Here is a 26,732-nt window from a genome sequence, read left to right on the forward strand (position 1 = left end):
CAAGCATGCCCAAGGTCAGCACGATCCAGACGAATTTCACGGCCGGCGAAATCTCCCCGAAGGTGCGCGGGCGCGTGGACGTGACTCGGTATCAGAACGGTGCCGCGCTGTTGGAAAACTGCCTGGTGGATATCTACGGCGGCGTGCGGCGCGCGCCGGGCACGGAATTCATCGGACCGGTGGCGGACATGGACTGCTCAAGCCTGCTGATCCCGTTCGTCTTCAACCGAGACGCCGCCTACCACCTGGAATTTTCCGACGGGACCATGCGCGTGATCCGTGCCGGTGCAGGGATCATCCTGAAGGATGGCGTGCCCTACGAACTGACGATCCCGTACACCCAGGTCGAGTTGCGGGAACTGCGCTACGTGCAGGCGGCGGACACCATGTTCATCGCCCATCCCGATCACCCGATCCACGTCCTTCGCCGTCTGGCCGAGGATGCGTGGGCGATCAACCCCGCGCCGTTCTCGGTGCTGCCGTTCGGGGAAATCGGCCATGTGTTCGAGACCTTCACTCTCACGCTTTCGGATGCGACGGTGGGGACTGGACGCACCGCCACGTCGTCCGGCTCCGCTTTCCTCGCATCCGATGTCGGTCGCCGCATTACCTACCTGACCGGCGTGGCCGTGGTGACAGCCGTATCCAGCGGCACGGCTGTCACGGTGGAGATCACCAGCCCTTTCCCCGGAACGGCCATTGATGCGGGGGAATGGGTGCTGGAAGACTCTCCGCAGACGACCCTGACCCCTTCGGCAAAGGGAACCGTGGGCCAGTCCATCACCCTCACGCTCTCGGCCGCCGGCTGGCGCTCCGTCGATGTCGGCAAGTTCGTGGAGGTCAACAAGGGCATGGTGCAGATCACGGCGGTGTCCAGTGGCACATCCGCATCCGGCGTGGTGAAGCAGGATCTGGATTCCGCAGTCGCAGCCCAGGCCGGGGCCTGGAAGCTGCAGTCCAGCGTCTGGGGTGGGCTGAACGGCTACCCGTCTGCGGTGACGCTCAACGAACAGCGGCTGATCGCCGGAGGCACGGTGAAGTATCCCCAAGGGGTGTGGGGGTCCTGCACGGGCCTGTACTACGACTTCACCCAGGGCGAGAACGACACCGACGGCTTCTTCTTCAACGTGGATTCCGATCAGGTCAGCCTGGTGGAACACCTGGCCAGCGTGCGCGCCATCATCACCCTGACTGCTGGGGGTGAATTCACCGTGACAGGCGGGGTCGAAAAGCCCATCACGCCCACAAACGCCCAGGCCAAGAGCCAATCCGTCTACGGCAGCAACGCGGTGCGCCCCGTGCGCGTGGGCGACGAGATCATCTTCGTGCAGCGCGCCGGCCGCAAGGTCCGGGCCATGGGATATCGGGCCGAGTCCGATTCCTACGTGGCGCCGAACCTGACCACGCTGGCCGAGCACATCACTGAATCGGGTGTTGTCCAGATGGCCTACCAGCAGGAGCCTGACTCCGTGGTCTGGGCGGTGCTGGCAAACGGGAAGATGGCCGCGCTCACCATCGATCGGGATGAAGGGGTGATTGCCTGGACCTCGCACAAAGCGGATGGGTTCTACGAAAGCGTTTCAGCAGCCCCCGCCGGCGACCGCGACGAAATCATGGCGGTGGTCCGCCGCGAGGTGAACGGCCAAACCGTGCGCTACATAGAGCGTCTGAACCCGGATTACGCCGTGCACGCTGGGATCATGGGCATCAGTGAGGTAGGGGATGCCGTTTGGGGTGGCCTCACGCACCTGGAGGGCGAGACTGTGACAGTCCTGGCCGATGGCGTACCTCAGGGCATGTTCACGGTGTCCGGCGGGGAAATCACCCTGCCGCGCGCCGCGCACGCCGTCCAGATCGGCCTGCCCGTCATCCCGCGCATCAAGACCTTGCCTCCGGAGATCATGACGCCCACCGGCACGGCGCAGTCCAGCAAGATGCGCGGCCACAAATACAGCCTGTTGGTGCTGAACACGACCGGCGCAGTGGTGAATGGGGAGCGGATCACGTTCCGTCGATTCGGCAGCGAACTTCTCGATAAGCCACCTCCCATGTATTCCGGCTGGGCCAGTGTCGGCGACCTGGGGTGGCATGAAGGCGAAATGCCAATCGAGATCACCCAGCCCGACCCTCTTCCCTTTCACCTGCTGGCAGTGGTCCGGCACTGGACGACGAACGAATGATGAGGCCCGCAACCCTGGAGGACGTACCCGCGCTGGTGGAGATGGGCGCGGGAATGGCCGCCGAAAGCCCGCGCTGGAACCGGCTGACCTACAGCGGAGAGCGCGTCGGCAACACCCTGCGCAACTTGATCGAGTCGCCCGACGGCCTGGTGCTGGTGGGCGAACGATCTGGCGGACTGATCGCCGGCGGCATCGCGGCCATCGCTTCCCCGAACTGGATGAGCGAAGAAATGATCGTGCAGGAACTGGCGCTTTTCGTGCGCCCAGAGTTTCGCGGGTCGATTCTGGCCTGTCGGCTGATCTGTGGACTTGCTGAATGGGCGAAGCTGAAGGGAGCGCGCTGGGTCGAGGCTGGAGTATCGACCGGGGTGTCCCCGGAACGCACCGCCGCTCTGTACCAGCGGCTGGGATTCAAGGCTTTCATGGTTGGCTTGGAACTGGAGATCCCCAATGGGAATTGAAACGATTGCGCTCGGCGCACTGGCGGCTGGCACGGTTCTGTCTGCAGGGGCATCCATCGTGCAGGGCCAGCAGCAGCAGGAAATGTACGACGCCCAGGCCAAGATCGCCGAGCGCCAGGCGGCGCAGGAAGCGGATGCAGCGGTGGCGCAGGCCGAGAAGTTCCGCAGGGCAGGCAAGCGTCAGGCATCCGCTGCAGATGCAGCCTACGCAGCTTCTGGGGTGTCGGTGGGCGTCGGTACGCCTGTTCGAGTGAACGAATCCATCCAGCGTAACGCCGAGGAAGACGCCTACATGAACATCCTGACCGGTCAACGACGGTTGCAATCCGGCCAGGAAGAAGCGGCGCTGAACCGGCGTGCCGGGTCGAATGCCCGCACCGCTGGCTACATGGGCGCCGCCACCAGTCTGCTGTCCGGCGCAGCTCAATATGGAATGTGGAAGGCAAAATGAAAATCCCCGTCGGAAATTTCGGCCAGCAGATCGCCCAGCCCGGGCCGCGTCCTGATATCCCACGCGGCGCGTTCATCGACGGCACGGCCCAGGGCATGGCGGCCGGCGGCGAAAAACTGGCTGGCATCGGCATGCAGTTGCTCAACCAGCAGCGTGAGCAGGAAGACCTCGCCAACACGATGGGGGCCGAAAAGAAGTTGGCCGACTGGTCCATGGGTGCGCTGTTCGATCCCCAGAAAGGGGCGTTTGCCACCAGAGGAAAAGCCGCTATGGGAATCACCACCCCCACGGTTGAGGCCTTCGACCGTCAGGTGGATGACATCGCCCAGGGTCTGACATCCCAATCCCAGAAGGCCGCGTTCCAGCGCATTGCCCTGTCGCGCCGAATGCAGTTGCAAGGACAGCTTGCCACCCATGAGCAGCAGGAATCCCAGACCTACGCCAAGGGAGAACTGAACGGCCTGATGCAGACCTCGATCAACTCGGCGGCCCTGCAGTTCAATGATCCGGAGGCGGTGCGCAAGGAAACGTCCCGGGCCGTGGGCGCGCTGACTGCGTTTGCGCAGGGGCACGGATGGTCCCAGGAACAGCTGGACGCCGCGATCCAGAAGCAGCGCTCGGACGTGCTGAGCGCAGTGGCGGAACGCATGATCCAGGCTGATCCTTCCAGGGGGTTCAACTTCGTCCAGAAGAACATGGACCAGTTCGATGCCGCCGACGGCACACGCCTGATGAACGTGGCCACGAACACGATGGAATCCCGCATGCGGCTGTCCCTGGCGAATGAGGCCCGCGCCGACCGCATCCGCGAGAAGCAGGACAAATTGCGCGCCCAGAACGCGGCCAAGGCCGGGGATCTGCTCTGGACCCAAGGCACATTGACCCCGGAATGGATCGAGCAGAACCGCAATACGCTGGACCCGTCGGACTACCGGTACTTCCAGAACAAGCTGCTGGACGGATCGCCGGAGCGCACCGATCCGATGGTCTACACGAACCTGCGCGATCGCCTTGCCAACGGCGACGACATTTCCGATGATGCACGCGATGCACTCCGGCTGGGTCTGCTCAAGACGGACGACTTCAACCGCCTATCCACGATCCAGGAGAAAGGAAGCCAGGCCGGAGAGGTGCCATCCGCCTACAAGCGTGGCGTGGGGTACATCCGCGGCGCGCTGCGCGTCTCCGACCTGAACCCCGACCCAGCCGCCGCCCAGCGCCAGGCCAGCGCCCTGAACGATTGGGACGACTGGATCCAGGCCAATCCCAACGCCAGCGATTCCGACGCACAGCAGACCTACCAGCGCATCGTGCACGACTACCAGCTCACGGACGCCATGGATTCGTCGCTGGTCAAGCCCATGCCCAGCTACGCAGTAGGGAACCGGCGTGACATGGACCTCGACGCAACAGCCCAGGCGACCGTCCAGGCATTCCTGGACAAGCACGGCGGCGATCGCGAAGCAGCCCTGGCCGATCCTGAATTTCAACGTCAGGCCGCCCTGATTGAGCAGTGGCGCCCCATCATCGAACAGCAGCGCGCCCGCGCGGCAAGCCAAGGAAACCGTAATGACCGACGATAACGACCTGTCCGCCGCCGTGCTGGATGTGCGGGAATCTCCCGTCCGAGAATCGGCCGCTGCCAGCCTCATGAGCAAATACGCCCCGCAGCAGACCCCGGAAAGCGTTCCGCACGGATCCACCTACCAGACACTCCCGGACGGCGGCATGCGCGTCGAGATCGCGCACGAAGAACCCAAGGTTAGCGACCAGATCAAGGCCGCGGCGAAGGACGTGGGCCGGGGAATTCTGGAAACACCTCGGGCGACAGTCGGCGGTGTGCGCGATGCGGCACAGGCGGCCATCCTGGACCCGATCAACGAACTGGCGGGATGGCTGGAAGAAAAAATGCCGCTGGGTTCCATCAAGGCCGACGCCAGCGGCATCAGCCACGAAGAAGGGGTCCAGGGCTTCGAACTGCCCGACGTGCCCAAGCCGGACAGCGTGACCGGTGGCCTGGTGCGCGGCGTTGCCCAATGGCTGACCGGATTCCTCGGGCCGGGCGCTGCGGCCACAAAGGGCATGCAGGCCGCAGGCGCAGCGGCGCGCGCCGGCAAGGCTGCGCTTCAGGGCGCGGTAGCCGACTTCACCGCGTTCGACGGCCAGGAAAAGCGGCTGTCTGATCTGATCCAAGAATACCCCGCCCTGCAAAACCCGGTGAACGAATACCTCGCCTCGAATGAAGACGACGGCTTCATTGAAGGACGGTTCAAGAACGCGGTCGAGGGCTTGGGTTTGGGGATGGTGACCGATGGCATGCTCATGGGCCTGAAGGCCGTTCGGGCCGCCAGGATCGCCAAACGCGCGGAGGGCGGGGCCGTAGCTCCGGTCAACCTGCGCCCGGAGGTCCAACCCGACGCCTTCAAGGTGCTGGGCGACGAGACGGCCCCGCTACTGGCACCTCGCACCCCTCTGCCTGGTCCGAAGTCTGGCGATCTGGATCTGGCCGAGCAGACGGCGCGAGGCATCGCCAAGCCGACCCCGGGCGAAACCTACATCAACTTCGCCCGCATCGACACGCCGGAAGACGTCCAGAACGTCATGCAGCAGATGGCCGACGGCTTCAAAGGCGACGTGAATGCGGCCCGGCGCGGCGAACACATGCCGTTCGCCCAGATGAAGCTGAACGCCGAGCAGGAGGACGCCTTCAAGGTGCTGGCCGAACGCCGGCAAGGTCAGCCGCTGAACGCCGAACAGTCCCTGGCGGCCCGGCAACTCTGGGCCGCGTCGGCCGAAAAGCTGACCGAAGTGGCGAAGCTTGCCGCCGAGAACCCGAGTGAAGCCAACCTGTTCGCCTTCCGCAAGATGCTGGCGACCCATTACGCCATCCAGAACGAGGTCATCGCCGCACGCACCGAGACCGCCCGTGCGCTGGCATCCTGGCGCATCCCGGCGGGCAGCGGTATGGAGCGGTTTGCGCAGGTTGAAGACGCGCTGCGTTCTGTCGGCGATCCGGAGCTGTCCCGCGAAATGGCCGGACGCATCGCCAAGCTGGGCAGCGCCAACATGCCGCGCGAACTGGACGCCGTGGTGCGCGGGTCGCTGTGGGTGCGCGGTCGAGACGCCTTCCTGGAAGCCTGGGTGAACGGCCTGCTGTCCGGCCCCAAGACGCACATCGTCAACATGATGAGCAATACCGGGGTGATCTTCCAGCAGATGTATGAGCGGGCCACGGCGGCGCAGATTTCCCGCGCCCTGGGCACGGATGGCGGGGTCCAGGCCGGCGAAGCCACCGCACAGATTTTCGGCATGCTCTCCGGATTCAAGGACGCCCTGCGGTATTCCGCCAAGACCCTGCGGACGAACGAGGCCGGATTTGGCATGGGAAAGATCGATCTGCCGCGCGCGCGGGCGATCAGTTCCGAGGCCTGGGGCATGGCGAAGGATTCTCCACTGGGCCGCAGTGTGGACGTGCTGGGTGCCACGGTTTCAGTTCCCGGACGGTTGCTGGCCGCCGAGGACGAATTCTTCAAGACCTTGGGATACCGGATGGAACTGAATGCCCTGGCGCTGCGCCGGGCCACTCAGGAGGTCAACGCCGGCACCATCAAACCGGACCAGTTGAAGGAGCGGATCGCCGACATCCTGGCCGATCCCCCGGTGGACATCAAACTGGACGCCATCGATCAGGCGACCTATCAGACCTTCACCAGCGCGCCGGGCAACCTAACCAAGGCCGTCACGAAGCTGGCGAATGCAGCCCCATTCCCTGGGCGCCTGATTCTGCCCTTCATCCGCACGCCAGGGAACATCCTGAAGTACACCTTCGAGCGCACCCCGCTGGCGCCGCTCATGTCCCACGTCCGGGCCGACATTGCGGCCGGCGGCGCGCGGCGCGATATCGCCCTGGCAAGGATCGCCACCGGCAGCATGATGATGGCGGCCTCGGCCGATTTGGCATTCTCCGGGCAGATCACCGGCAAGGGGCCGGCCGACCGCAGGGAACGTCAGGCGCTGGAGCGGACGGGTTGGCAGCCATACAGCCTCAAGGTCGGAGACCGGTACTACGCCTACAACCGGGCCGACCCAATCGGCACAACCCTGGGCCTCGCAGCCGACATGGTGGAAATCCTCTCCAACATGGACGACGAGGAGGCTCTGAGCGATTCCGAGATCGAAAGCACCCAAGCGGCGATTGCGATGGCCCTGGCCAACAATGCCATGAACAAGTCCTACATGACTGGGATGGCCGATTTGTTCACGGCCATGTCCGATCCAGACCGGTATGGGAAAAGCTACTTCCAACGTCTGGCTGGATCCGTTGTGCCCACCGGGGTGGCCGAGGTTGCGCGTGCTATGGATCCCTATGCTCTGGAAGCGGACACCATGATGGAACGCATCCGCAGCCGGGTCCCGGGTCTGACGAAGAGCCTTCCGCCGCGCCGCGACCTGTGGGGCGAAGCCATCAGCTACCGTTCTGGTCTGGGGGCGATCTATGACGCGGTGAGCCCGATCTACAGCAGTCAGGCCAAGGAAAGCCCCATCGACAAGGAAATGATCCGGCTGGATTCATTCGTCAGCATGCCCGCCCGGAAGACCGGATTCGACGGCGTGCGCGTGAACCTGGACAACTACCACGGCGCCTATTCCAGGTTCGTGCAGTTGGCCGGGAACGAGGCGAAGGACCCCGCCTGGGATCTGGGGGCCAAGGACTTCCTGAATCAGGTGGTGACGGGCAAGCATCCCATGTCTCAGGTCTACGAGCGGTTCAGCGACGGCCCGGAAGGCGGGAAGGCAGACTTCATCCGCACCACCATCAACCGGTACAGGGAAATCGCCAAACGCCAACTGTTGGAGGAGTTCCCGGCCTTGCGCGCCGATGTCGAGGCCAAAAAACGCCAGCAGTTGCAGGACACCATCGACGCAGCGATCGGCGTGAATTAGGAGGCACCATGCGACAAGACCAATACGAACGCCTACAGGCGCTGACCGAGAAACTGACCGATGCCCTGATTCAGGAGATGGACCCCGAAACCTGGCCGGGGGCCGGGATACTGCCGGCGAGCATGGATCAACAGACCCGGGGAGACCGGTACTGGTGCAAGAAGAACGCGGCGGCCACGCTCACGCTCATCATGAAGAACACCAGCCTGATCGACGTGGCGCGCCGGCAATCCGCTGCTGGCGGCGGATCTGCTGCGGTCGAGGAAGAAGAAACCAGCCTGGATGCTGAACTCCGGGCGGCGGAAAAGGAAGCGGAACGGTGTCTGAAAAAGATTCAGGCCGCGACCCGGTAGGGTTCCTGGTCTTCTTCCTGGTCTGGGCCAAGCGTCGAAACTGGACCGTCCCGGATATCCACGTCCGGGCGGCGATCTGGCTGGAATCGCGTGGCGATCTGGCGGTCCTGCGATGCTTTCGCGGGTTCGGAAAATCCACGCTGCTGGCCGTCTACAACGCCTGGCGATATTACCGCGACCGAACCTACCGGATCCTGCATCAGTCGGAAGCCGACGGCACGGCCTACAAGACCAGCCGTGACACCCAGAACGTGCTGCGCAACCATCCTCTGACCCAGGGCCTGTTGCCGCCCGGGCAGGGCACGGTCGAGCAGTGGTGGATCGACGGAGCAGCGGACGCCCGAAACGCCAGCATGTACGCCAAGGGCATCCTGTCGAACGTCACCAGCGCACGGGCCGACGAATGCCAGAACGACGACGTGGAGGTTCCGCGCAACATCCAGACCCCGGAGGCACGCGAGAAACTACGCTACCGCCTGGGCGAACAGACCCACATCCTGGTGCCGGGTGGGCGAACCTTGTACGTCGGCACCCCACACACCCACGATTCGATCTATGACGAGATGGAAGCCCTGGGTGCCGACTGCCTGACCATCGCCATGTTCGACCACGAATACCGCATCGAGGACGCCTCTGGCGGCATGGAATATTTCCTGCCGTTCGTCCCTGAATACGTCTTCTCCGGTATCGGGAAATCCGCCCGACTGCTCGAGCCCGACATCGACTACATGCTCTCCCAGGACGCATCGATCAGGTTCGCGCGGCCGCCGTCCGGCCTGTTGGACTTCTACGCCGGCTGCGCATGGCCGGAACGATTCGACCGCGCTGAACTGCTCAAGCGCCGCCGCAAGACCCGCACGGTCAACGAGTGGGACAGCCAGTACCAACTGCACAGCAAGCCCATCGGGGATGTGCGCCTGGATCCGGAGAAGTTGCGGGCATACGCGGTCCACCCCCGCATGGAGTTGGCGAACCGAGCCTGGCGCATGATGCTGGGTCAGGTGCAAATCGTCAGCGCCCGGGCCTATTGGGACTGCGCCCTGGGCCGCGCCGGCGGGGATGCATCGACTCTCTCCCTGATGCTGGACGACGCGGCCGGAAATATCTACTGGCACGTCTGTGAACCGCTGATCGGAGAATTTGCGGTGTTCTCCGACTCGCGCAACACCATGATCACGTCCGGCCAGGTCATGCAGGCCTGTGCTCTGATCGAGAAATTCAGCATCCCCAATGTCTATGTCGAGACCAACGGCGTCGGGGCCTTCGTTCCCCAACTATTGAAGCAGGCTCTGAAGCAGGAGCGGCTGCGCTGCGGCGTCACGGATGTCCCGGCCAAGGGCGCGAAGAACGATCGCATCCTGGCCGGCCTGGAAGGCCCCCTGAAATCTGGTGTCCTGTGGGCGCACATCGATGTCCTGGATGGGCCCCTGTGGGACCAGATGAAGGACTGGAACCCAGCGGTGAAGGAACAGCCGGACGACTGCCTGGACAGCGGCGCCGGCGCAATCCTGCAGGCCCCCGTGCGGATCGGCCGGGCCGTGTCTGAAAAAGACGGGATTCCGGCAGGCCATCGGGGCGAAGATTGGCGTCCAAATGGTGGGGTCTTTGAGGTGACCCTAGAGCAATAGGCGCTTCTGGCGCCTCTACCGGAGACGCCATGACCGTCCCAGCCAAGATTCCGGCCGATACCCATGTGGGGAACGGCGTCACGACGCAATTCGCCTACTCGTTCCTGTGCTTCGATAAAGTCGATTTCAAGGTCTTCATCGACCTGGTCCTTGTCGATCCATCTGAATACACAGTTGACGGCCTGGGCAATCCGAACGGAGGCATGGTCACATTCACCACACCTCCGGCCAATGGTGTTTCTGTGATCCTGCGCCTGGATGTCGTGCTCGACCGCCAGACAAATTATCAATACGAAGGCGATTTCCTGAGCCCGGTCGTGAACCGGGATTTCGACCGCCTGTGGCTGTCCCAGCAGTCCCAGCAGGTCGATTTGAATGCCGCCGTTCGGTTCCCGCCCGGCGAATCGGTATCCTTCCTGCCCGCCGTGAACACGCGCAAGGGGAAGGCTCTGGTGTTCGATCCCGTCACCGGCGCACCGAAACCCAGCCTGGACGACTACGACGATCAAGCCGCGAACGCCGCAGCCAGCGCAGCCGCTGCCGATCAAGCGAAGCAGGACGCCCAAACGGCCGCGGGCAACTCATCGGCCGCCGCCAATGCTGCCGCGCAGTCCGCGATCGATGCCGCCAATGCTGCCGCGTCGGTAGATCCCCAGGGTCTGAGCACTGACCACTACGGCCCTACTGCACCCTCCACTACATGGCCCGGCATGACCTGGGCCGACAGTGGCACGAATACGCTTTGGCGCCGCAATGCCGCTGATGACGCATGGGTGATCGAGGGCGATCTGTTCGCGGCTCCTGTGTATCCGGATGCCGCGCAATGGCTCGGCGGCCGAATCGGCGAAGAATTCCCTCTGCACCCGAACGCCCCTCTCCCGCCCACGGACAACCCATCTTTCCGCTACGTGATCCTCACGGCCGGGCTCGATGGATCGGGCGACTATAACGAGGGCGTCTTGACCGACGAAACGGTCACCGGCTCAGACCCCACGATCACGGCTACTGCTGTCGTGTCACTCGTCGGGTCGCCAATGGACGGGCAGACAATCGACCTGATCAACACCAGCCGGGTGTTCCTGCGGCCTGGGCCTGCTGCCGGGCCGATTGTCGATAGTCAGAATTTATCCCACAGCCACGGGAAAGGTGCAATACCTTACGGCGCTTACCAATCTGGCGGCGGTGCCTACTCTTATATGTCGCCCACCAGTACAGATCCCAGCGGCGGCGACGAAGCCCGCCCGCGCTACATCCCCCGCGTCTATCTGATGAGGATTCTCTGATGCCCTACGCAACTGCAGGCGGTGTATCCCGCGCTGATATGTCCGGCGATCCCGCGTGGATCGAAATCACGGATGAGCAGTATTCGGCCGCGCTGGCTGGAATGCAGGTCGGCCAGCTCGTCAGCATCGAAGACGGCTTCGCGCTGGTCGATCCCCCGACCCCGGAAGAACCGCCGACCCCCGAGCCTGAGCCTCCCGCCCCCCGCACGATTCTGTCCAGCCGCGAATATCTGACGCGCTTCACGAACGCCGAATATGCCGCCGTGCGGTCATCGGACAGCATCGACCTGCAACGAGCCTACGACAGTTTGATCGCGGCCCAGTACGTCGATCTGTCGGACCCGGCTGTTGGGATGGGCCTGGACCTGATGATCTCGCTCGGGATCATCGATGCAGCCCGGAAATTGGAACTGCTGCAACCGGAGCCGGTTGCGTGATGCCCGCCGAGGACTCGCCTTTGTCTGCTGACGCTCGGGCAATCATCCGGGCCTTGCGCGAAACCAAGGGCGACGTGGAACGCCAGATCGCGGTCCTCATCACCGAGCAGCGCAAGCTCCAAGAAGATGTGGCCGCCCTGCGGGACGGTTTCCCTGGCGGAGATCCCGAAAGCCACCGGCGGTATCACGAAAGCATCATCGAGTGGCGCGAGCTGCGAAACCGAATGGTCCGCGAAGCCCTGGTCAAGGCCGCCCAGGCGGGCGCTGTTGGCGCATTGGGCTGGATCGCATACGCCGTCTGGACGGCATTCAAGATGGAGATCATGAAATGAAAACCTCTCGCGGCGTCCGCAACAACAACCCCGGCAACCTCAGGCACGGCGCCCCCTGGCAAGGTCTTGCAGACAAGCAGCCCGATCCCGACTTCTGCACGTTCCAGTCTGCGGCCTACGGTATTCGCGCTATGACTGTGACGTTGATCACCTATCAAGACAAGCGCCGGGCCGCAGACGGCAGCAAAATCGACTCGATCCGCGAAGTGATCGAGCGCTGGGCGCCGGCATTCGAAAACCAAACCGATGCCTATGTCGCCGCTGTCGGCAAGGCTGTGTGCGGAACCGGGGTGTGCAAGGGGCCTGATGACGAGACCATCGACGTGCACGACTATGCCACTCTGCGCCCGCTGGTGGAGGCGATCATCCGACACGAGAACGGCGCCGGGCCGCTGACCACTGCAAACACCTGGTACGACGCCCAGACCATCGACAAGGGGTTGGCCCTAGCCGGGGTCGAGCCTGCGAAGCGTGCTGCTGGCCCCGTGCCCGTCACCCGGGAAACCGTGGGCGCCACCGCGACCGCGGGAGTGGGTGTCGCCCAACTGGCCGAGGTAGCGCCCGCTGTTATCGATGCCATCGAGAAGCAGCAGGATGGGCTGACCAGCGGCCAGATCAGCCGGATCGTGCTGGGGGGCGTGCTGGTGGCCCTGGCCGTATTCATTGCATGGAGTCAGGTTAACAAGCACAAAGCGGGGGTGTTGTGATGCTGGCCGCGCTGTGGGCGCGCGCGCAGGGCTGGCTGCTCATGCTGGGCGCCGCGCTGCTGGTGCTGGCCGGGGCCTACGCGGCCGGCGGCCGGGCCGCGCGCCGGAGTGCTGAGTTGGATCAACGGCGGTCCGACGCGGCCGCGAAGGGGAAAGCCGATGCTGTGGCTCAGAAAATCGATGCGCTGGATGATCCTGCTGTCCGTGATCGCGCTGAACGGTGGGTGCGCCACGACGGGCGGTAGCTACTGCGACATCGCGCGGCCGATCTGGTGGGATAGTGCAGAGCAATTGGATGCCACACCCCCAGCCATCACCCGGCAGATCGTGGTGCACAACGAGACCATCGAATCCGTGTGCCCAAAACGTGCCCTGAATCGGTAGAATACTGTATGGTCATACAGTGAATTGTCCTGATTGCAATCGCGGCTGGCGCTGCAAGTCGTTGATTTAAAAGAACAACCGATTACGCTACTTTGGTGTGGATGGGAATCATAATCCGCAGGTCCCCTGTTCGAATCAGGGATGCGCCACCAGAATTTCCCCTGTTGCATCAGGACGTTAACGCCACCCTTCGAGGTGGCGTTTTTGTTTTCCGGGCTCTGCCCCACAAACGGGAGAAGGGCATTCACCAGACACGGGCGGTTGACGCCGTCGCCGCCAGACGGAGCCCGATGATCCGGACCCGCGGGACCATGCGCCCAGGCATGGCGCATGCTACTTTATCCATGCAGTGCAAGCTTCTCATTCACAGGATCCCCACCATGAACATGAACGCCACCCGCCTCATCGCCTTCGCCGCGATGACCGCCACCGCAGCCCTCATGATCTCGGGCTGTTCCGTAGCACGCAAGCAGGAAACCGTCGGCCAGTACATCGACGGCGCCACCGTCACCGCCGAGGTCAAGGCCAAGCTGGCCAACGACCCCGAGACTTCGGCGGCCAACATCAACGTCAAGACCATCGATGCCGGCGTGGTGCAGTTGTCGGGCTTTGCCAAATCCCAGCGCGAAAAAGACCGCGCCGGCGAGCTGGCCCGATCCGTCAAGGGCGTGACCCGGGTGCACAACGGCCTGGTCGTCAAACCATGAGACAATGCGGGCGCCATGACTGATGCCCGCGCCGACCTCCACGATCCGCTTGCCACACTGGCCCCGCCAAGGGTCCAGGCGGAGGCGGCCGACCTGGCCCGGGAATCCTTCACGCAGGCCTTCCGCCACGCGGCGGCGGGATCGTCCTCGTTTCCGCAGGAAGCGCTGCGCACGCAATGCCTGGAATGGGTCCAGTCCGACCCCGACGCCGAGGCGCGTGCCTTGCGGATGGCTTTGCTGCTGGCCGGCCTGGATCAATGGGGCCTGGCCTTCAGCCAGGCGTTTGGCATCCAGGCCATTCCGCCCCTGACCACATTGATCGGCGCCCTGCGCACCGGCCTCGGCCCCGAGGACGACGCCCGTTTCCAACGGCAATTCGATGGGCTCGACGCCACTGAAACAGCGGCCATCGATTTCAAGATTCCGCTGCGCCGCCAGATTCACCTGGCCCTGTGGCATGCCATGTGCGCCGGCGAAAACCTCGAAGCCATCGAACCTGTGATTCAAGCCCTGGGCAGTCAACTGCTGGCCCTGGACGCCGCCATGCCCGCGCTGGGGTGGCGCCTGGTCGCGGATACGCTGGCGCATATTCAGATCCACCTGCTGGAGAACAGCGGCGCCGTAGGGCTGGCGCAATCCAGCACGCAATGCCTGTTCGCCTCGCTGCGCCAGGCCTGGCCGAAAGAGCGCCACGAACGCATCATGGCCCAGGCCGCCCAGGCCGTGCTGGCCTGGCAGCAACAGACGCGCCGCCCCCGGACGAACTGACCGCCATAGGGATTGAGGGCCGAATCCAACACGGCGGCAACGCAGGAAAAGCCTTTCAAGCCCCCCGGGGCATTCCACAAGAGACAAGACACAGACGCTCTGTTACATTCAGGGCGCAGCGCCCCTCTTACCAGATCCCCCGCTCTCATGACCTCGGTTTTCCGTCTCCGCATACGATGCTGTCGGAAGCCCGTCCAGGCTGTCCTGGTCGCGGCGATTGCGTGCCTGTGCTCACTGCTGGGGCAACTGACGCAACCCGAAGGGGGGCTCTCGGTCTTGTGGCCCGCCAATGCGCTGCTGACCGCCTTGCTGGTTCGCCATCCGTCCTTGTCTCATCCTCAGTCCTGGGCGGGCGCGCTCGGCGGCATGCTCCTGGCGAACATCGTTTTCGAAGACATGACCTGGCCGGCCGCCCTGGGCTATGGCATCACCGATCTGTCGGGCGTGCTGATCGCCTGGGCGATCCTGACCTCGTCCTGGTCGCCCGACCAGTTGCGCAATCCCCGTGCCATCGGCCGCGTCCTTGCCGCCTGCACGGCGGCGGCGGCCACCAACGCCGCCGTCGCGCTGGCCCTCACCCCCTGGCTGCGGCCCGACGAGCCATGGATGACAATCGCCCTGAACTGGTTCTTCGGCCAACTGCTCAGCTACTGCGCGTTCCTGCCGCCCATCATGCTCCTGCCGCGCCGCTTCCGGCCGCGCAGGGATCGCCGCCACGCCTGGTCTTCACTGCTCAGGCGGATGCGCAACGGCACCCTGCTGCTGCCTCTGGCCGCCCTGATCGCCAGCGTGTCCCTGTGCTTTCTGCTGGGCGGCCCGGGAGCCGCCGCCTTCCCCATTCCGGCCCTGATGTACTGCGCCCTGGCCTACCGCCAGGGCACGACGGCCTGGATCACGCTGCTGACCGCCCTCATCGTGATGCTGGGCGCCGCCAACGGCTGGGTGCCGCTGGGCCAGAATCACCCGCTGGCGGGCACGCACGCCTGGGACATGGTCTCCCTGAGGCTGGGGGTGCTGCTGCTGATCATGTCGCCGCTGCTGGTCTCCGGCATTCTGGCGGCCCGCAGTGATCTGATTTCATCGCTGAGCCTCGCCCTCGATCACGACAGCCTGACGCGGGCCTTGTCGCGCCAGGCATTCCTGCGCAGCGCCGACGAGCACCTGGGCCGCACCCCGGCGCCGCCCCAGGGCAATGCCCTGCTGATGCTGGACATCGACCACTTCAAGCAATTGAACGACCGTCACGGCCACGCCGCCGGCGATCAGGTCCTGAAAGCCTTCGCCCAGACCATCCGCACCCTTGTGCGCCCCCACGATCTGTTCGGCCGGCTGGGGGGCGAGGAATTCGCCCTGTTCCTGCCCGATACGTCCGAACGGGACGCTGGCGATATTGCCGAGCGCCTGCGTTTCTGCGTCGAGAAACTGTCCGTCCCCCTCGACGCCTGCCTGGCCCTGCGAATCTCCGTCAGCATCGGCACGGTGCACGATGCCCGCACCCCGTTTGCCTCCCTGTCCGAGCTTTTGGCGTATGCTGATCAGGCGATGTACCAGGCCAAGCGCAGCGGCCGCAATCAGGTGCATGCACATGGCGGCCCCGCCGCCCATACGGAAGACACGGAGGATCCGGCATGGCCCCCACCCTTGAACAACGCGCCCAAGGCGCCCTGATCGGCGCTTACGTCGGCGATGCCCTGGCCTTGGGGCCTCACTGGTACTACGACCTGAACGCCCTGCGGCGCGACTACGGCGACTGGATCGATGGCTACACGGCGCCCCGCCCCGACCGCTACCATGCGGGACTGCAGGCCGGCCAATCGGGCCAGGCCGGTTTCATCCTCGATCTGCTGACGGAATCCCTGGATTCCTGCGGCGGCTACGACGAAGCAGACTTCTGCCGCCGCCTGGACGAAGATTTCTTTCCCCTGCTCGACGGCACGCCCATGAACGGGCCGGGCGGCTACACCAGCCAGTCGATCCGCGAAACCTGGCGCCTGCGCGTGGGCGCGGGCCTGCCCTGGGGTCGCGTGGCGGGTCTGGCCGACACCACCGAGGCGGCCGAGCGCATTCTGGCCCTGGCCGTGCGCTACGCCAGCCAGCCGTCCGAGCTGGCGCGCCACTGCGCCACGAACACGGCACTGACCCAACGCGATACCACGGTCATGGCCATGACCGTCGCCTACGGCTGCGTACTGGGCAGCCTGGTGCGCGGCGAGCCGCTGGACGCCGCCACCTCCGACCGGCTGATGGAACGGGTCCGCAACGGCGACCTGCCCTTCCACAGCGTCACCTCGGCCGGGGAGGACACCCCGCCTCCGGGGCCGGAAGCGCCCCGGGCCGCCGGCCAGTTCCCTTCGCCCGACGCCTTGCTGACCGTCTCCGGCATTCTGCGCGCAACCCAGGATCCCGGCGTCCATATCGAGCCGGCCTGGAAGGCTTCGCTGGTGTACGGCATGCCCTGTGCGGTCTATCACCAGTTCCCGGCCGCCTACTACCTGGCCGGACGCTTCCAGGGCGATTTCGAATCCGCCGTGCTCCACGCCGTCAACGGCGGCGGCCAGAATCAAGCGCGGGCCATGCTGACCGGCGCCCTGTGCGGCGCCCTCGGCGGCATCCAGGCCATCCCGTCCCGCTTCCTCGAACCCCTGGAACACGGTGCCCAGCGCCTGGAGCGCGCCGGGCGGCTGGCCCGCCAGGCGGTGGCCTGACGTCCGGGCTCAGCGCACCGGCAGGAAATTGAAAAACAGCAGGCCCTGCACGTAATTGATGCCGATGCGCCGCAGGCTCTCGTCCTGCAGGGCGGCTTCCAGATCCAGGCGGGCGATGATCCGGCCGAACTCGCGCTCGAAGCTCAGATTCGCCACGCCGTCGCCCAGTTCGTTGGACAACAGCAGCGGCCGCCCCTGGGCATCGCGCCGGCTGGACAGCATCCAGGCGGCGATCTCGACGTTGCGGGCGGCGTTGAACACATGCCGGGCCTGGATCGCGTCGCCGACGTGAAAGCGGGTCAATCCCCCGTGCGCCGCGATGATCATGCTGGACAGCCCCAGCACGAATGCCGCCACCCGGTCCCCCGGATAACGAGGATCCATGGCGACCGACAGCACCTCGATGTCCTGCAAGCCGTCCAGTTCCTGCGGCACCTCGCCCCGGCGGATACGCGCGCGGCCCTGCTCCAGCGCGGCCCCCAGATCCGTGAACCCGGCCTTGCGCCATTCCCCCGGATTACGCCGGTACAGCTTTTCCAGCAGACGATCCAGACTGCCCAGGTTGTCGCGCATCGCCAGGGTCTGCAGGCGATTGAGATCGCTCTGGGCGAACTGATCGGCCGACATGGCTTCGCCCGGCATCCCGGGGTCGGACGGGGCGGCACAGCCGGCCAGCGCCAGCAGGCCGCACGCCAGCCACCCCGCACGCCTGCGGGCAAACGCCGGCGGTCGCGCGCCCGCCATCAGTACTGCAGGGTCCGGTCCACGACGCCGGTGACCGCATCGCCCCGATCGAGGGCGCGGATCTTGTCGGCGATCTGGCGCACCGTCCGGTCCATCAGGCTGGCGCCCGCGACATGCGGCGTGATCCGGATGCGCGCATCGGCCCAGAAAGGATGTCCGGGCGGCAGGGGTTCCTGCTCGAATACATCCAGAGCCGCCGCCCGCAAGCGGCCGCTGTCCAGGGCGGCCAGCAGGTCGGATTCGACCAGATGGCCGCCTCGGGCGATGTTGATGAGCAAGGCGTCGGGCCGCAACTGGTCGAAGGTGCGGCGGCACAGAATCCCCCGCGTGGCGTCGGTCAACGGCAGGGCGTTCACCAGAACGCGGGTACGCGCCAGGAAGGCGGCCAGGCCCGCCTGGCCGCCGTAGGATTCGGCGCCGGGCACACTGCGGCCACTGCGGGACCAGACCGCCGTCGGGTATTCGAGCGCGGCGCAGGCCTGGGCGACCCGGGCGCCCATGGCCCCGGCGCCCAGGACACCGACAGTCCAGGCGCTCCGGTCGATGTCGTCCAGGGGCTGCCAGAGCCCCTCGGCCTGGTGGCGCTCGTAGCGCCCGAAATCACGCGACTCGCGCAGCAGGTGGTAGAGCGTGTATTCGGCCATCTGCACCGCCATGCCGCCGTCTTCCAGGCGGACCAGGGGTAGATCGTCGGGCAGGCCCGGCAAGCGCAGCAAGGCATCGACCCCGGCGCCCAGATTGAGCAAGGCGCGCAGGCGGGGTTCGCGCGCGAACAGATCGGCGGGCGGCGCCCACACCACGGCAAAATCCGCCCGGCCTTCGAGTTCGCCATCGCCCCACAGGCGCACGCGGGCTCCAGGCAGGGCCGCACGCAGTGCGGTCGTCCAGGCTTGGGGATCGGGTTCCAGTGTGGAGGCAAAGACGATTTCCATGTCAATGCTCCAGGGCGTAGTCCAGCGCCGCGCACACCGCCGCGGCCTGAGCGGCGTTGCACTGCTCCGGCGTGGCGCGCGGACTGTCGGGATAGACTTCCGTCGTCGTGCGGTAGGGCGCATCCGTGATGCCGGCGCACAACCCCAGCGACCGCAAATCGTAGCGGATGACGCCCGGGGCGACCACGGGCGAACCGATGATCTCGCCTTGCGTATCGGCGGGTGCGATATGGGTGACCTTGGAGACGGCGCGGATCACGGCATCCTGGAATGCGGGCTGGGGCGCCTCGGTGTCGTCGACCAGATAGAAGCCGTCGGGAATGCGACCCGGAGAAAAAGACCGGCCATCGCGCGCCGCCAGCGCGGGACGGAACTCGGACTCGTCGGTGTCGGTGGTTTCATGCAGATCGATGTGCACCCGCACGCGATCCGCAAAAGGCGCCACCAGCGCCAGCAGCGCGGCCGACTCCGGCGCCCGGCTGCCAGGGTGGAAGGAGCGGTTCGGGTCCAGCGCCAGGGGATTCCAGCGATGGATGCGTTCATAACCCCAGGGGCTGACACAGGGCACGATCATCAGATCGAGCCGCCCCGTGTAGTCGGCCGCGTGGCGCTCGGCGAAACGCAACGCGCCGTGAACGCCGCTGGTCTCGTACCCATGCACCCCGCCCGTGACCAGCGCCACCGGGCGCGCGGGCTGCCAATCGCGGCTGCGCAGCGCAAACAGGGGGTAGACATCGGGCGCGTAGTCCAGACGGCCGTAGGGCACGACGTCGAACCGGCCGCGCAGGCGTTCGATTTCGCTCAGGACTTCGTCGGCATAACTGCGGTGGCGGCGCTGGCGGGCAAGCCAGGCGGCGATTTCAGCGTCCCCCCACGGAACGCCGGGGGTGCCGATCGGGTAGAACGGGGGCTGCATGAACCGGACTCTCCTGGGGATCAAACTGCCTTGGAATGTATCACACGGCCTTCCCCCGCCAATACCCCGGCCAGCCCGCTTCGCACCTCAATACAGCCACAGCCGGACGTGCAGCCAACCGGCGTGCTGAGCGGCTTCGATGGCCTCGAAGACGGGAACCGGGGCACCCGCGCACAGTAATTCTCGAACGGCGCACCGAAGGAAGCGCGCAGCATCCGCTCTTCCTCGCTCACGATCCAGCGAAATATCATCCAAGCCGCCAGTGCGAGGATCAAGCCAACGCCGCCTCGCGCAGCAGGACGAGCGCGCCATGACCGTCATAGGCCACATCCGGCACCATGCCCTGGCGCTCCAGATAACCATACAGATTCTCGGCCAGCGTCGGTTCATCCTCAACGATCAGGATGCGGGGACCGCCGGCCATCGTCTACCCCAGAAATTCGACCCGGCCGGTTTTCAGGCGGTAGACGCCTCCGACGATCCGCAACTTGCCGGCCTCGGCGGCCTCCCGAATGATGGCCGAATGCGCAGCCAAGGCCGCCACATTGTCGAGGACGTTTTGCTCTACTGCGGCTTCCTGCAGGTTTCCAGCCCGCGCCCGGGCTTTCTCGACCGAGGGCGCGATGGCGGCCACCAACGACGGGATGCTGCCCGGATAACTGGCCGATTGGCCCGCGGCCTTGACGGCGGCATCGACCGCGCCGCATCGTTCATGGCCGAGCACGACCATCAGCGGCACACCCAAGACCGCCACCGCGTATTCCAGGCTGCCCAGCATATCGGCATTGACGAAGTTGCCCGCTACCCGAGCGACGAATAGATCGCCTCGGGCGCAATCGAACGCGTATTCGGGTACTACGCGCGAGTCGGCGCACCCCAATATGGCCGCATAGGGATTCTGCCCCGCCGTCAAGGCCAGGCGCTCGTTGATAAAGTCATGGCGCCGGGCCGTCCCGGACACATACCGCTCATTGCCCTCGACCAACTGCGCAAGCGCGGCATCCGGATCCAGAACATTCTGCGGCTTGGGGACAGATTCGGCACGCGCCACGGCGAGCCCCCCAGGCAGCGCCCCGCCCGCAGCGACCGCCAGCGCGGCAGCCAGTGAAGACCGCAGAAAAGAGCGTCGGGAAGGCACAGCATCTTTTACACAACAGTTCAGTTCACACATGAGGGTGTCCTTTTTGTTTGATTCATATGCTGAATGCACAATCCCATCGAACGGGGTACCGTGCCCGACAGCCGGTCCGGCATCATCCGCACCGGCTTTGTCGCTGTCATGATAACCAGCGCTCCCTTTGCCTGGAAAGAAAAATCAAACGCAGGATTACCCGGATTTTCCGCCGGCACGGCATCTGCTCGCCAAACAGCGGACTGGGCCGATGACGCGGTTTCCCGGAGACGCAGGCCGCTCTCGATACTGAAATTCTTGCGCTTCCGGAGATTGCCCGACGACGCTCAGAAGCCCGCCGACGGCGGCCTGGGACTCGCCTTCATGCAGACCGTGACGCGGCGCCACGGCGGCCGGGCACACGATTCGCGATCAGCCTTCCGGTAGACGGCTGGGTCGGCGGAAACCGACTACCGGCCCGCATTGCGGCGGAGCTTCTCCAGCGCGGCCCGGTTCAGCGCCTTCGCCTCTTGTTCGGCATAATCCCGCTCACCGGGCTCATAGGCGCCCTCGTAAAGGCACCTGCTGCGGTTCCAACTGCACTCGCCGGACGAGGAAGAGTAAGCCCCCGGCGAGCCCGCGCCAGCGCCCTCGGAGCCCAACAGGGAGCACCCCGAAATCAGCGCGGCCAACAGCAGCGCCATACCGAATCGGCATGATGTTCGAACGGACATTCCCCGGTCTCCTGCAACACACTGCCGTTTTTATATCAGATTACCGGACCGCGCCCGGCCAAACCGGAGCCAATCGCCGGACGACTTTGTCACACATCGTGTCCCCCGGTGGGGGACGGATGCAAGAAAACCCGGGCAAAAAGAAAGGGCCCAGATTTTCATCCAGGCCCTTGATGCTCCTGCAAAAAGGCCAGTTCCGAAGAACTGGCCTGAGTGCTTGCTATCCTTGGTGGGCTGTGAGTGACTCGAACACTCGACCGACGGATTAAGAGTCCGCTGCTCTACCAACTGAGCTAACAGCCCTTCGCAGAAATTTTGCGAAGAACGAAAGTATACACCTTTTTCAGAAGCCGCACAAAACGCCCTGGCGCAAAGAGGGGGAACCGCCTAGACCGCCTTGGCCAGCCGGGCCGCCAGGCCGACGTAGCTGCGCGGCGTCATCGCCTGCAAGCGCGCCTTGGGCTCGGCGGGCAGGTCCAGGCTGGCGATGAATTCCCGCAAAGCCTGCTCGGTGATGCCCTTGCCGCGCGTCAAGGCCTTGAGTTGCTCGTAGGGCTGAGGCAGGCCGTAGCGGCGCATCACCGTCTGCACCGGCTCGGCCAGAATTTCCCAGCAGGCGTCGATGTCAGCGTCGATGGCAGCGGCGTTCAGCTCCAGTTTGCCCAGGCCGCGCAGACAGGCTTCATAGGCCACCAGGCCGTAGCCCAGCGCCACGCCCAGGTTGCGCAGCACGGTGGAATCGGTCAGGTCGCGCTGCCAGCGCGACACGGGCAGTTTCTCGGAGAGGTGACGCAACACCGCATTGGCCAGGCCCAGATTGCCTTCGGAGTTCTCGAAGTCGATCGGATTGACCTTGTGCGGCATGGTGGAAGAGCCAACTTCGCCATCTTTCAAGCGTTGCTTGAAATACCCCAGCGAGATATATCCCCAGACGTCGCGGTTCAGATCCAGCAGGATGGTGTTGGCACGGGCGATGGCGTCGAACAGGGCCGCCATCCAGTCGTGCGGCTCGATCTGGATCGAATAGGGATTCTGCGTCAGCCCCAGGCCGCCCAGGACGCCCGCAGAGAAAGCGGGCCAGTCGACTTCCGGATAGGCCGCCAAGTGGGCGTTGTAGTTGCCCGTGGCGCCATTCATCTTGGCCAGGGGCTGCACGGAGCGGATCGCATCCAAGGCCCGCTCCAGGCGGGCGACCACGTTGGCGAATTCCTTGCCCATGGTGCTGGGCGTGGCCGGCTGACCATGGGTGCGCGACAGCAAAGGCTGATCGGCAAGCTGATGCGCCAGTTCGCGCAAGCGGGCGGCCACTGCCTCCAGTGCCGGCACCACGCTCTGCGAGCGCGCCCGGCCCAGCATCAGAGCATGCGACGTGTTGTTGATGTCTTCCGAAGTGCAGGCGAAGTGGATGAATTCAGCCGCCCGGGATAATTCAGCATCATCGGCCACCTGTTCCTTGAGCCAGTACTCCACGGCCTTCACATCGTGATTGGTCGTGCGTTCGATGGCCTTGATACGGGCCGCGTCGGTCTCGGAGAAATCCCGGACCAGCGCCTGCAGCCGCGCACGCGCCGATGGCGAAAACGCAGGCAATTCAGGCAGCCCGGCGTCGGAAAGGCCGATCAGCCAGGCGATCTCGACTTCGACGCGATGCGCCATGAAACCCGCTTCGGATAAGAAGGGCCGCAGCGCATCGGCCTTGGCCGCGTAACGTCCGTCCAGGGGAGACAACGCGTTCAGTACGCTGAGAGAGGGATCGATTTGCATGGCGGAATTCTAACATCCGACTTCGCGTATTCCCTGACAGGGCGGATATACCACACCCCGCTGCGGGCGCTTGGAAAAAAAAGACCGAAATGCCCCGCATACCCGGGTTCGAGGGATCCGCCCTGCTATACTTTTTGAGCCTTGGACTCTCTTTTTTCCCCATGAAATTGATCGGTTCCCTGACCAGTCCCTACGTCCGCAAGGTTCGTATCGTGCTGGCCGAGAAAAAACTCGATTACGAGCTGATTCTCGACGACCCCTGGGGGTCCGCGACACACGTCACGGCGCACAATCCCCTGGGCAAGGTGCCCTGTCTCATCATGGACGAGAATGGCGCGCTGTTCGATTCGCGCGTCATCGTCGAATACCTCGACACGCTCTCGCCGGTCGGGCGGCTGATCCCGCCGCCGGGACGCGAGCGCATCGAAGTCAAGCGCTGGGAAGCCATCGCCGATGGCATCATGGACGCCGCCGCGGCCGCTTTCATGGAGGCCCGCCGCCGGCCCGAGCCCCAGCGCAGCCCCGACTGGATCGCCCGCCAGCACCAGAAAATCCATGCGGGGCTGGACTACATGGAACAACTGCTGGGCGAGCAGCCCTATTGCACAGGCGTCAACCTCTGCCTGGCCGATATCGCCGTGGGCGCGGCCCTGGATTACCTGGACCTGCGCTTCCCGGACATGGGCTGGCGCGCCAGCCATGGCCATCTGGCCCGCCTGGCCGACAAGCTCGGCGCGCGCCCCTCGTTCGCGACGACGAAGCCGCCCGCCTCGGCATAACGCACTGTCTTGCCGATTTCCCGCGGCATCCGCGGGGATGCGCGCGGTCAGCCGCTCGACGCGCCAAGCTAGAGGATGATTCCGCCACCCAGGCAGACATCACCGTCGTACAGCACGGCCGATTGGCCCGGTGTGACGGCCCACTGGGGCTCGGCGAAGCTCAGCGCGAACTCCGCGCCTCCCCCGGCTTCCAGGATGCAGGCGGCATCGGTTTGACGGTAGCGGGTCTTGGCGGCATAGGAGCCGGGAGCCGGAGGCTCGCCCGCCACCCAACTGGCATCCTGAGCGTGCAGCCGCTCACTGAGCAGCCAGGGGTGATCGTGTCCCTGGACCACATACAGGATGTTGTTCTCCAGATCCTTGCGGGCCGCATACCAGGCTTCGGCCGTGCCATCTTCCCGCTGGGCGCCGCGCACCCCGCCGATGCCCAGGCCCTTGCGCTGGCCCAGGGTGTGAAAGGCCAGCCCCTGATGACGGCCGATTTCCCGCCCTTCGGGCGTCAGCATCGGGCCCGGCCGGGTGGGCAGGTAGCGGTTCAGGAACTCACGGAACGGCCGCTCGCCGATGAAGCAGATGCCCGTGGAGTCTTTCTTTGCCGCATTGGGCAGGCCGATCTCGCGGGCGATGCGGCGGACTTCCGTCTTGGGCAGTTCGCCCAGCGGAAACAAAGTACGCGCCAATTGATCCTGATTGAGGCGGTGCAGGAAATAACTCTGGTCCTTGGTGCTGTCCAAGGCCTTCAGCAACTGGCTGCGCACCCCTTGCGCAGACGCCATGCGGCGCACCCGCGCATAGTGGCCGGTGGCGATGTAGTCCGCCCCCAGCCCCATGGCATGATCCAGAAAGGCCTTGAACTTGATTTCCGCATTGCAGAGCACGTCCGGATTGGGGGTGCGGCCGGCGGAGTATTCGCGCAGAAACTCGGCAAACACCCGGTCTTTGTATTCGGCGGCGAAATTGACCGCTTCGAGTTCGACCCCCACCACGTCGGCCACGCTGGCGGCGTCCAGCAAATCCTGGCGCGACGAGCAATATTCGCTGTCGTCGTCGTCTTCCCAGTTTTTCATGAACAGACCGACCACCTCGTAGCCCTGCTGCTTGAGCAGCCAGGCCGACACCGAGGAATCGACCCCGCCCGACATGCCGATGACGACCCGGGCGCCGCGCGGCGGGCGATCAGTCATGCAGCGCCTCGTCCACAGTCTCGATCCAGTGGCGCACCGGCGTGCCGGTGCCGCTCTGGAGATGGCAGATGCAGCCGATGTTCGAGGACACGATCGTCTCGGGCAGTGTTTCCTGAATGGCTTGAAGCTTGCGGTCGCGCAGGGACTTCGACAGCACCGGCTGGGTGATCGAATAGGTGCCCGCCGAGCCGCAGCACAGATGCGATTCGTCGAAGGCCTGTAGATCGAATCCCAAGTCGGCGAGCAGCCGTTCGGTGACGGCCCGCAGGCCCTGCCAGTGCTGCAGGGTGCAGGGCGGGTGGAAAGCGCTGCGCCCCGGTGCCCGGCGCATTTTGGCGCGGACTTCGGCCGCCATCGGCGCCAGGAACTCCGCAATGTCCTTGATGTACGGCATCAGGCGCTCGGCGCGCTCGGCGTACGCCGGGTCGTGCTTCAGGTGATGGGCGTAGTCCTTGATCATGCCGCCGCAACCCGAGGCATTGACGATCACGGCCTCGACCTCGCCCGATTCAAGCAACGGCAGCCAGGCATCGATATTGGCGCGCATCTGGCCGCGCCCCGCCTCCTGGGCGTCCAGGTGGAAATTGATGGCACCGCAGCAGCCCGATCCCGCGGCGATGCGCGTCCCCACGCCGACCGCATCCAGCACACGCAGCGTGGCGGCGTCGATCGACGGCATCATCGCGGGCTGGACGCAATTGGCCAGCATCAACACCTGGCGCGCATGACGCCCCGGCTCGGCCGGCAACGGGCCCGCCGGCCGGGGTTCCGCAATCTTCGAGCGCAGCACGGCCGGCAGCGCGGGCCGCACCCAACCGCCGATCCGGTACAGCAAGCCGAACCAGCGCGAGCCCATCAAACGGCGCAAGGTCTCTCGCACCAGGCGTTCGCGCCACGGCCGGCGCACGCGTTCACTGACGATCTGGCGACCGATATCCACCAGGGCGCCGTACTGGACGCCCGACGGACAGGTCGTTTCACAATTCCGGCAGGTCAGGCAGCGGTCCAGGTGCTGCTGCGTGACGAAGGTCGGCTCGGCGCCCTCCAACACCTGCTTGATCTGGTAAATGCGCCCGCGCGGGCTGTCAAGCTCGTCGCCCAGGATCTGGTAGGTCGGACAGGTCGCCAGGCAAAAGCCGCAATGCACGCAGCGGCGCAGGATCTCATCGGCCTCCCGGCCGAAATCGGTATCGCGCGCCCATTCCGCGAGTTGTGTCTGCATGGTAAA

The 26,732-nt window shown here is 65.2% G+C and carries 27 protein-coding genes and 1 tRNA gene; 18 read left to right on the plus strand and 10 right to left on the minus strand.

The genetic code is table 11. The features are described 5' to 3' along the window. Nucleotides 1–5: 5 nt before the first annotated feature. The 16 genes from ABRZ00_RS00630 (at nt 6) to ABRZ00_RS00705 (ending at nt 17,340) form a co-directional block, all read left to right on the plus strand. Nucleotides 6–2,180 (plus strand): hypothetical protein, encoded by a 2,175-nt coding sequence (locus ABRZ00_RS00630; RefSeq protein WP_368647804.1) that lies wholly within the window; start codon nt 6–8, stop codon nt 2,178–2,180. After that, complete coding sequence (locus ABRZ00_RS00635) at nt 2,177–2,641, plus strand: N-acetyltransferase family protein (protein ID WP_368647805.1); 465 nt, start codon at nt 2,177–2,179, stop codon at nt 2,639–2,641. Before ABRZ00_RS00630 ends, ABRZ00_RS00635 begins: the two co-directional genes overlap by 4 nt. Further along, nucleotides 2,631–3,092, plus strand: coding sequence for a hypothetical protein (locus tag ABRZ00_RS00640; RefSeq protein WP_368647806.1), 462 nt, complete (start codon nt 2,631–2,633; stop codon nt 3,090–3,092). The genes ABRZ00_RS00635 and ABRZ00_RS00640 overlap by 11 nt, the downstream gene beginning before the upstream one ends. Next, entirely contained in the window at nt 3,089–4,675 is a 1,587-nt protein-coding gene (locus tag ABRZ00_RS00645) for a hypothetical protein (protein WP_368647807.1), read from the plus strand. Before ABRZ00_RS00640 ends, ABRZ00_RS00645 begins: the two co-directional genes overlap by 4 nt. Beyond that, a complete protein-coding gene (locus ABRZ00_RS00650) occupies nt 4,662–8,036 on the plus strand; it encodes a hypothetical protein (RefSeq protein ID WP_368647808.1) in 3,375 nt (1,124 codons plus the stop codon). Before ABRZ00_RS00645 ends, ABRZ00_RS00650 begins: the two co-directional genes overlap by 14 nt. Before the next feature lie 8 nt (nt 8,037–8,044). Then, nucleotides 8,045–8,389, plus strand: a complete 345-nt coding sequence (locus tag ABRZ00_RS00655; protein WP_368647809.1) for a hypothetical protein — start codon at nt 8,045–8,047, stop codon at nt 8,387–8,389. Next, on the plus strand, nt 8,356–10,017 hold the full coding sequence (gene terL / locus ABRZ00_RS00660; RefSeq protein ID WP_368647810.1) for a phage terminase large subunit: 1,662 nt from the start codon (nt 8,356–8,358) through the stop codon (nt 10,015–10,017). The genes ABRZ00_RS00655 and terL overlap by 34 nt, the downstream gene beginning before the upstream one ends. A gap of 29 nt (nt 10,018–10,046) precedes the next feature. Beyond that, nucleotides 10,047–11,300 carry a hypothetical protein gene (locus ABRZ00_RS00665; RefSeq protein WP_368647811.1) on the plus strand — a complete coding sequence of 418 codons (1,254 nt, stop codon included), beginning with the start codon at nt 10,047–10,049 and terminating at the stop codon, nt 11,298–11,300. Further along, nucleotides 11,300–11,737 carry a hypothetical protein gene (locus ABRZ00_RS00670; protein ID WP_368647812.1) on the plus strand — a complete coding sequence of 146 codons (438 nt, stop codon included), beginning with the start codon at nt 11,300–11,302 and terminating at the stop codon, nt 11,735–11,737. The genes ABRZ00_RS00665 and ABRZ00_RS00670 overlap by 1 nt, the downstream gene beginning before the upstream one ends. After that, entirely contained in the window at nt 11,737–12,069 is a 333-nt protein-coding gene (locus ABRZ00_RS00675) for a hypothetical protein (RefSeq protein ID WP_368647813.1), read from the plus strand. The genes ABRZ00_RS00670 and ABRZ00_RS00675 overlap by 1 nt, the downstream gene beginning before the upstream one ends. Then, a complete protein-coding gene (locus ABRZ00_RS00680; protein ID WP_368647814.1) occupies nt 12,066–12,776 on the plus strand; it encodes a hypothetical protein in 711 nt (236 codons plus the stop codon). Before ABRZ00_RS00675 ends, ABRZ00_RS00680 begins: the two co-directional genes overlap by 4 nt. Next, nucleotides 12,776–13,021 carry a hypothetical protein gene (locus tag ABRZ00_RS00685; RefSeq protein WP_368647815.1) on the plus strand — a complete coding sequence of 82 codons (246 nt, stop codon included), beginning with the start codon at nt 12,776–12,778 and terminating at the stop codon, nt 13,019–13,021. Before ABRZ00_RS00680 ends, ABRZ00_RS00685 begins: the two co-directional genes overlap by 1 nt. Before the next feature lie 525 nt (nt 13,022–13,546). Further along, nucleotides 13,547–13,867, plus strand: coding sequence for a BON domain-containing protein (locus ABRZ00_RS00690; RefSeq protein WP_343835925.1), 321 nt, complete (start codon nt 13,547–13,549; stop codon nt 13,865–13,867). Between the two features lie 15 nt (nt 13,868–13,882). Further along, complete coding sequence (locus ABRZ00_RS00695; RefSeq protein WP_368641481.1) at nt 13,883–14,635, plus strand: hypothetical protein; 753 nt, start codon at nt 13,883–13,885, stop codon at nt 14,633–14,635. Between the two features lie 147 nt (nt 14,636–14,782). Further along, nucleotides 14,783–16,303 carry a diguanylate cyclase gene (locus tag ABRZ00_RS00700; RefSeq protein WP_368641480.1) on the plus strand — a complete coding sequence of 507 codons (1,521 nt, stop codon included), beginning with the start codon at nt 14,783–14,785 and terminating at the stop codon, nt 16,301–16,303. Further along, nucleotides 16,264–17,340, plus strand: a complete 1,077-nt coding sequence (locus tag ABRZ00_RS00705; protein ID WP_368641479.1) for an ADP-ribosylglycohydrolase family protein — start codon at nt 16,264–16,266, stop codon at nt 17,338–17,340. The genes ABRZ00_RS00700 and ABRZ00_RS00705 overlap by 40 nt, the downstream gene beginning before the upstream one ends. A gap of 9 nt (nt 17,341–17,349) precedes the next feature. Here the strand turns inward: ABRZ00_RS00705 and ABRZ00_RS00710 are convergent, their stop codons facing one another. The 5 genes from ABRZ00_RS00710 to ABRZ00_RS00730 form a co-directional block, all read right to left on the minus strand. Next, the gene (locus ABRZ00_RS00710; protein WP_368642824.1) at nt 17,350–17,982 is read right to left on the minus strand and encodes a hypothetical protein; all 633 of its coding nucleotides are present in this window, start codon (nt 17,980–17,982) and stop codon (nt 17,350–17,352) included. Between the two features lie 101 nt (nt 17,983–18,083). Then, nucleotides 18,084–19,016 (minus strand): 2-hydroxyacid dehydrogenase, encoded by a 933-nt coding sequence (locus ABRZ00_RS00715; protein ID WP_368641478.1) that lies wholly within the window; start codon nt 19,014–19,016, stop codon nt 18,084–18,086. 1 nt (nt 19,017) lies between these two features. Then, a complete protein-coding gene (locus ABRZ00_RS00720) occupies nt 19,018–19,932 on the minus strand; it encodes a M14 family metallocarboxypeptidase (RefSeq protein WP_368641477.1) in 915 nt (304 codons plus the stop codon). 271 nt (nt 19,933–20,203) lie between these two features. Next, the gene (locus tag ABRZ00_RS00725) at nt 20,204–20,356 is read right to left on the minus strand and encodes a hypothetical protein (RefSeq protein ID WP_368641476.1); all 153 of its coding nucleotides are present in this window, start codon (nt 20,354–20,356) and stop codon (nt 20,204–20,206) included. A 3-nt stretch (nt 20,357–20,359) separates the two neighbouring features. Further along, nucleotides 20,360–21,070 carry a carbonic anhydrase gene (locus ABRZ00_RS00730; protein ID WP_368644355.1) on the minus strand — a complete coding sequence of 237 codons (711 nt, stop codon included), beginning with the start codon at nt 21,068–21,070 and terminating at the stop codon, nt 20,360–20,362. A 66-nt stretch (nt 21,071–21,136) separates the two neighbouring features. On the opposite strand from ABRZ00_RS00730, the gene ABRZ00_RS00735 reads away from it, so the two are divergent. Further along, nucleotides 21,137–21,490 carry a hypothetical protein gene (locus ABRZ00_RS00735; protein WP_368641474.1) on the plus strand — a complete coding sequence of 118 codons (354 nt, stop codon included), beginning with the start codon at nt 21,137–21,139 and terminating at the stop codon, nt 21,488–21,490. Nucleotides 21,491–21,513: 23 nt separating this feature from the next. On the opposite strand, the gene ABRZ00_RS00740 is transcribed toward ABRZ00_RS00735, so the two are convergent. From ABRZ00_RS00740 to purB, 3 genes are all read right to left on the minus strand, one after another. Beyond that, nucleotides 21,514–21,777, minus strand: a complete 264-nt coding sequence (locus tag ABRZ00_RS00740) for a hypothetical protein (protein WP_368641473.1) — start codon at nt 21,775–21,777, stop codon at nt 21,514–21,516. A gap of 227 nt (nt 21,778–22,004) precedes the next feature. Next, nucleotides 22,005–22,080: transfer RNA gene (locus ABRZ00_RS00745), tRNA-Lys, on the minus strand. 84 nt (nt 22,081–22,164) lie between these two features. Beyond that, a complete protein-coding gene (gene purB / locus ABRZ00_RS00750) occupies nt 22,165–23,541 on the minus strand; it encodes an adenylosuccinate lyase (protein WP_368641472.1) in 1,377 nt (458 codons plus the stop codon). A gap of 161 nt (nt 23,542–23,702) precedes the next feature. Between purB and ABRZ00_RS00755 the strand changes: the two genes are divergently transcribed. Beyond that, entirely contained in the window at nt 23,703–24,320 is a 618-nt protein-coding gene (locus ABRZ00_RS00755) for a glutathione S-transferase (RefSeq protein WP_368641471.1), read from the plus strand. A 68-nt stretch (nt 24,321–24,388) separates the two neighbouring features. Here ABRZ00_RS00755 and mnmA read toward each other — a convergent pair whose 3' ends face one another. Continuing rightward, on the minus strand, nt 24,389–25,504 hold the full coding sequence (gene mnmA / locus ABRZ00_RS00760) for a tRNA 2-thiouridine(34) synthase MnmA (RefSeq protein WP_368641470.1): 1,116 nt from the start codon (nt 25,502–25,504) through the stop codon (nt 24,389–24,391). Then, on the minus strand, nt 25,497–26,726 hold the full coding sequence (glcF, locus tag ABRZ00_RS00765; RefSeq protein ID WP_368641469.1) for a glycolate oxidase subunit GlcF: 1,230 nt from the start codon (nt 26,724–26,726) through the stop codon (nt 25,497–25,499). Before glcF ends, mnmA begins: the two co-directional genes overlap by 8 nt. Nucleotides 26,727–26,732: the final 6 nt, after the last annotated feature.

Source organism: Castellaniella ginsengisoli, assembly GCF_040955415.1.
Classification (GTDB): domain Bacteria; phylum Pseudomonadota; class Gammaproteobacteria; order Burkholderiales; family Burkholderiaceae_B; genus Castellaniella; species Castellaniella ginsengisoli.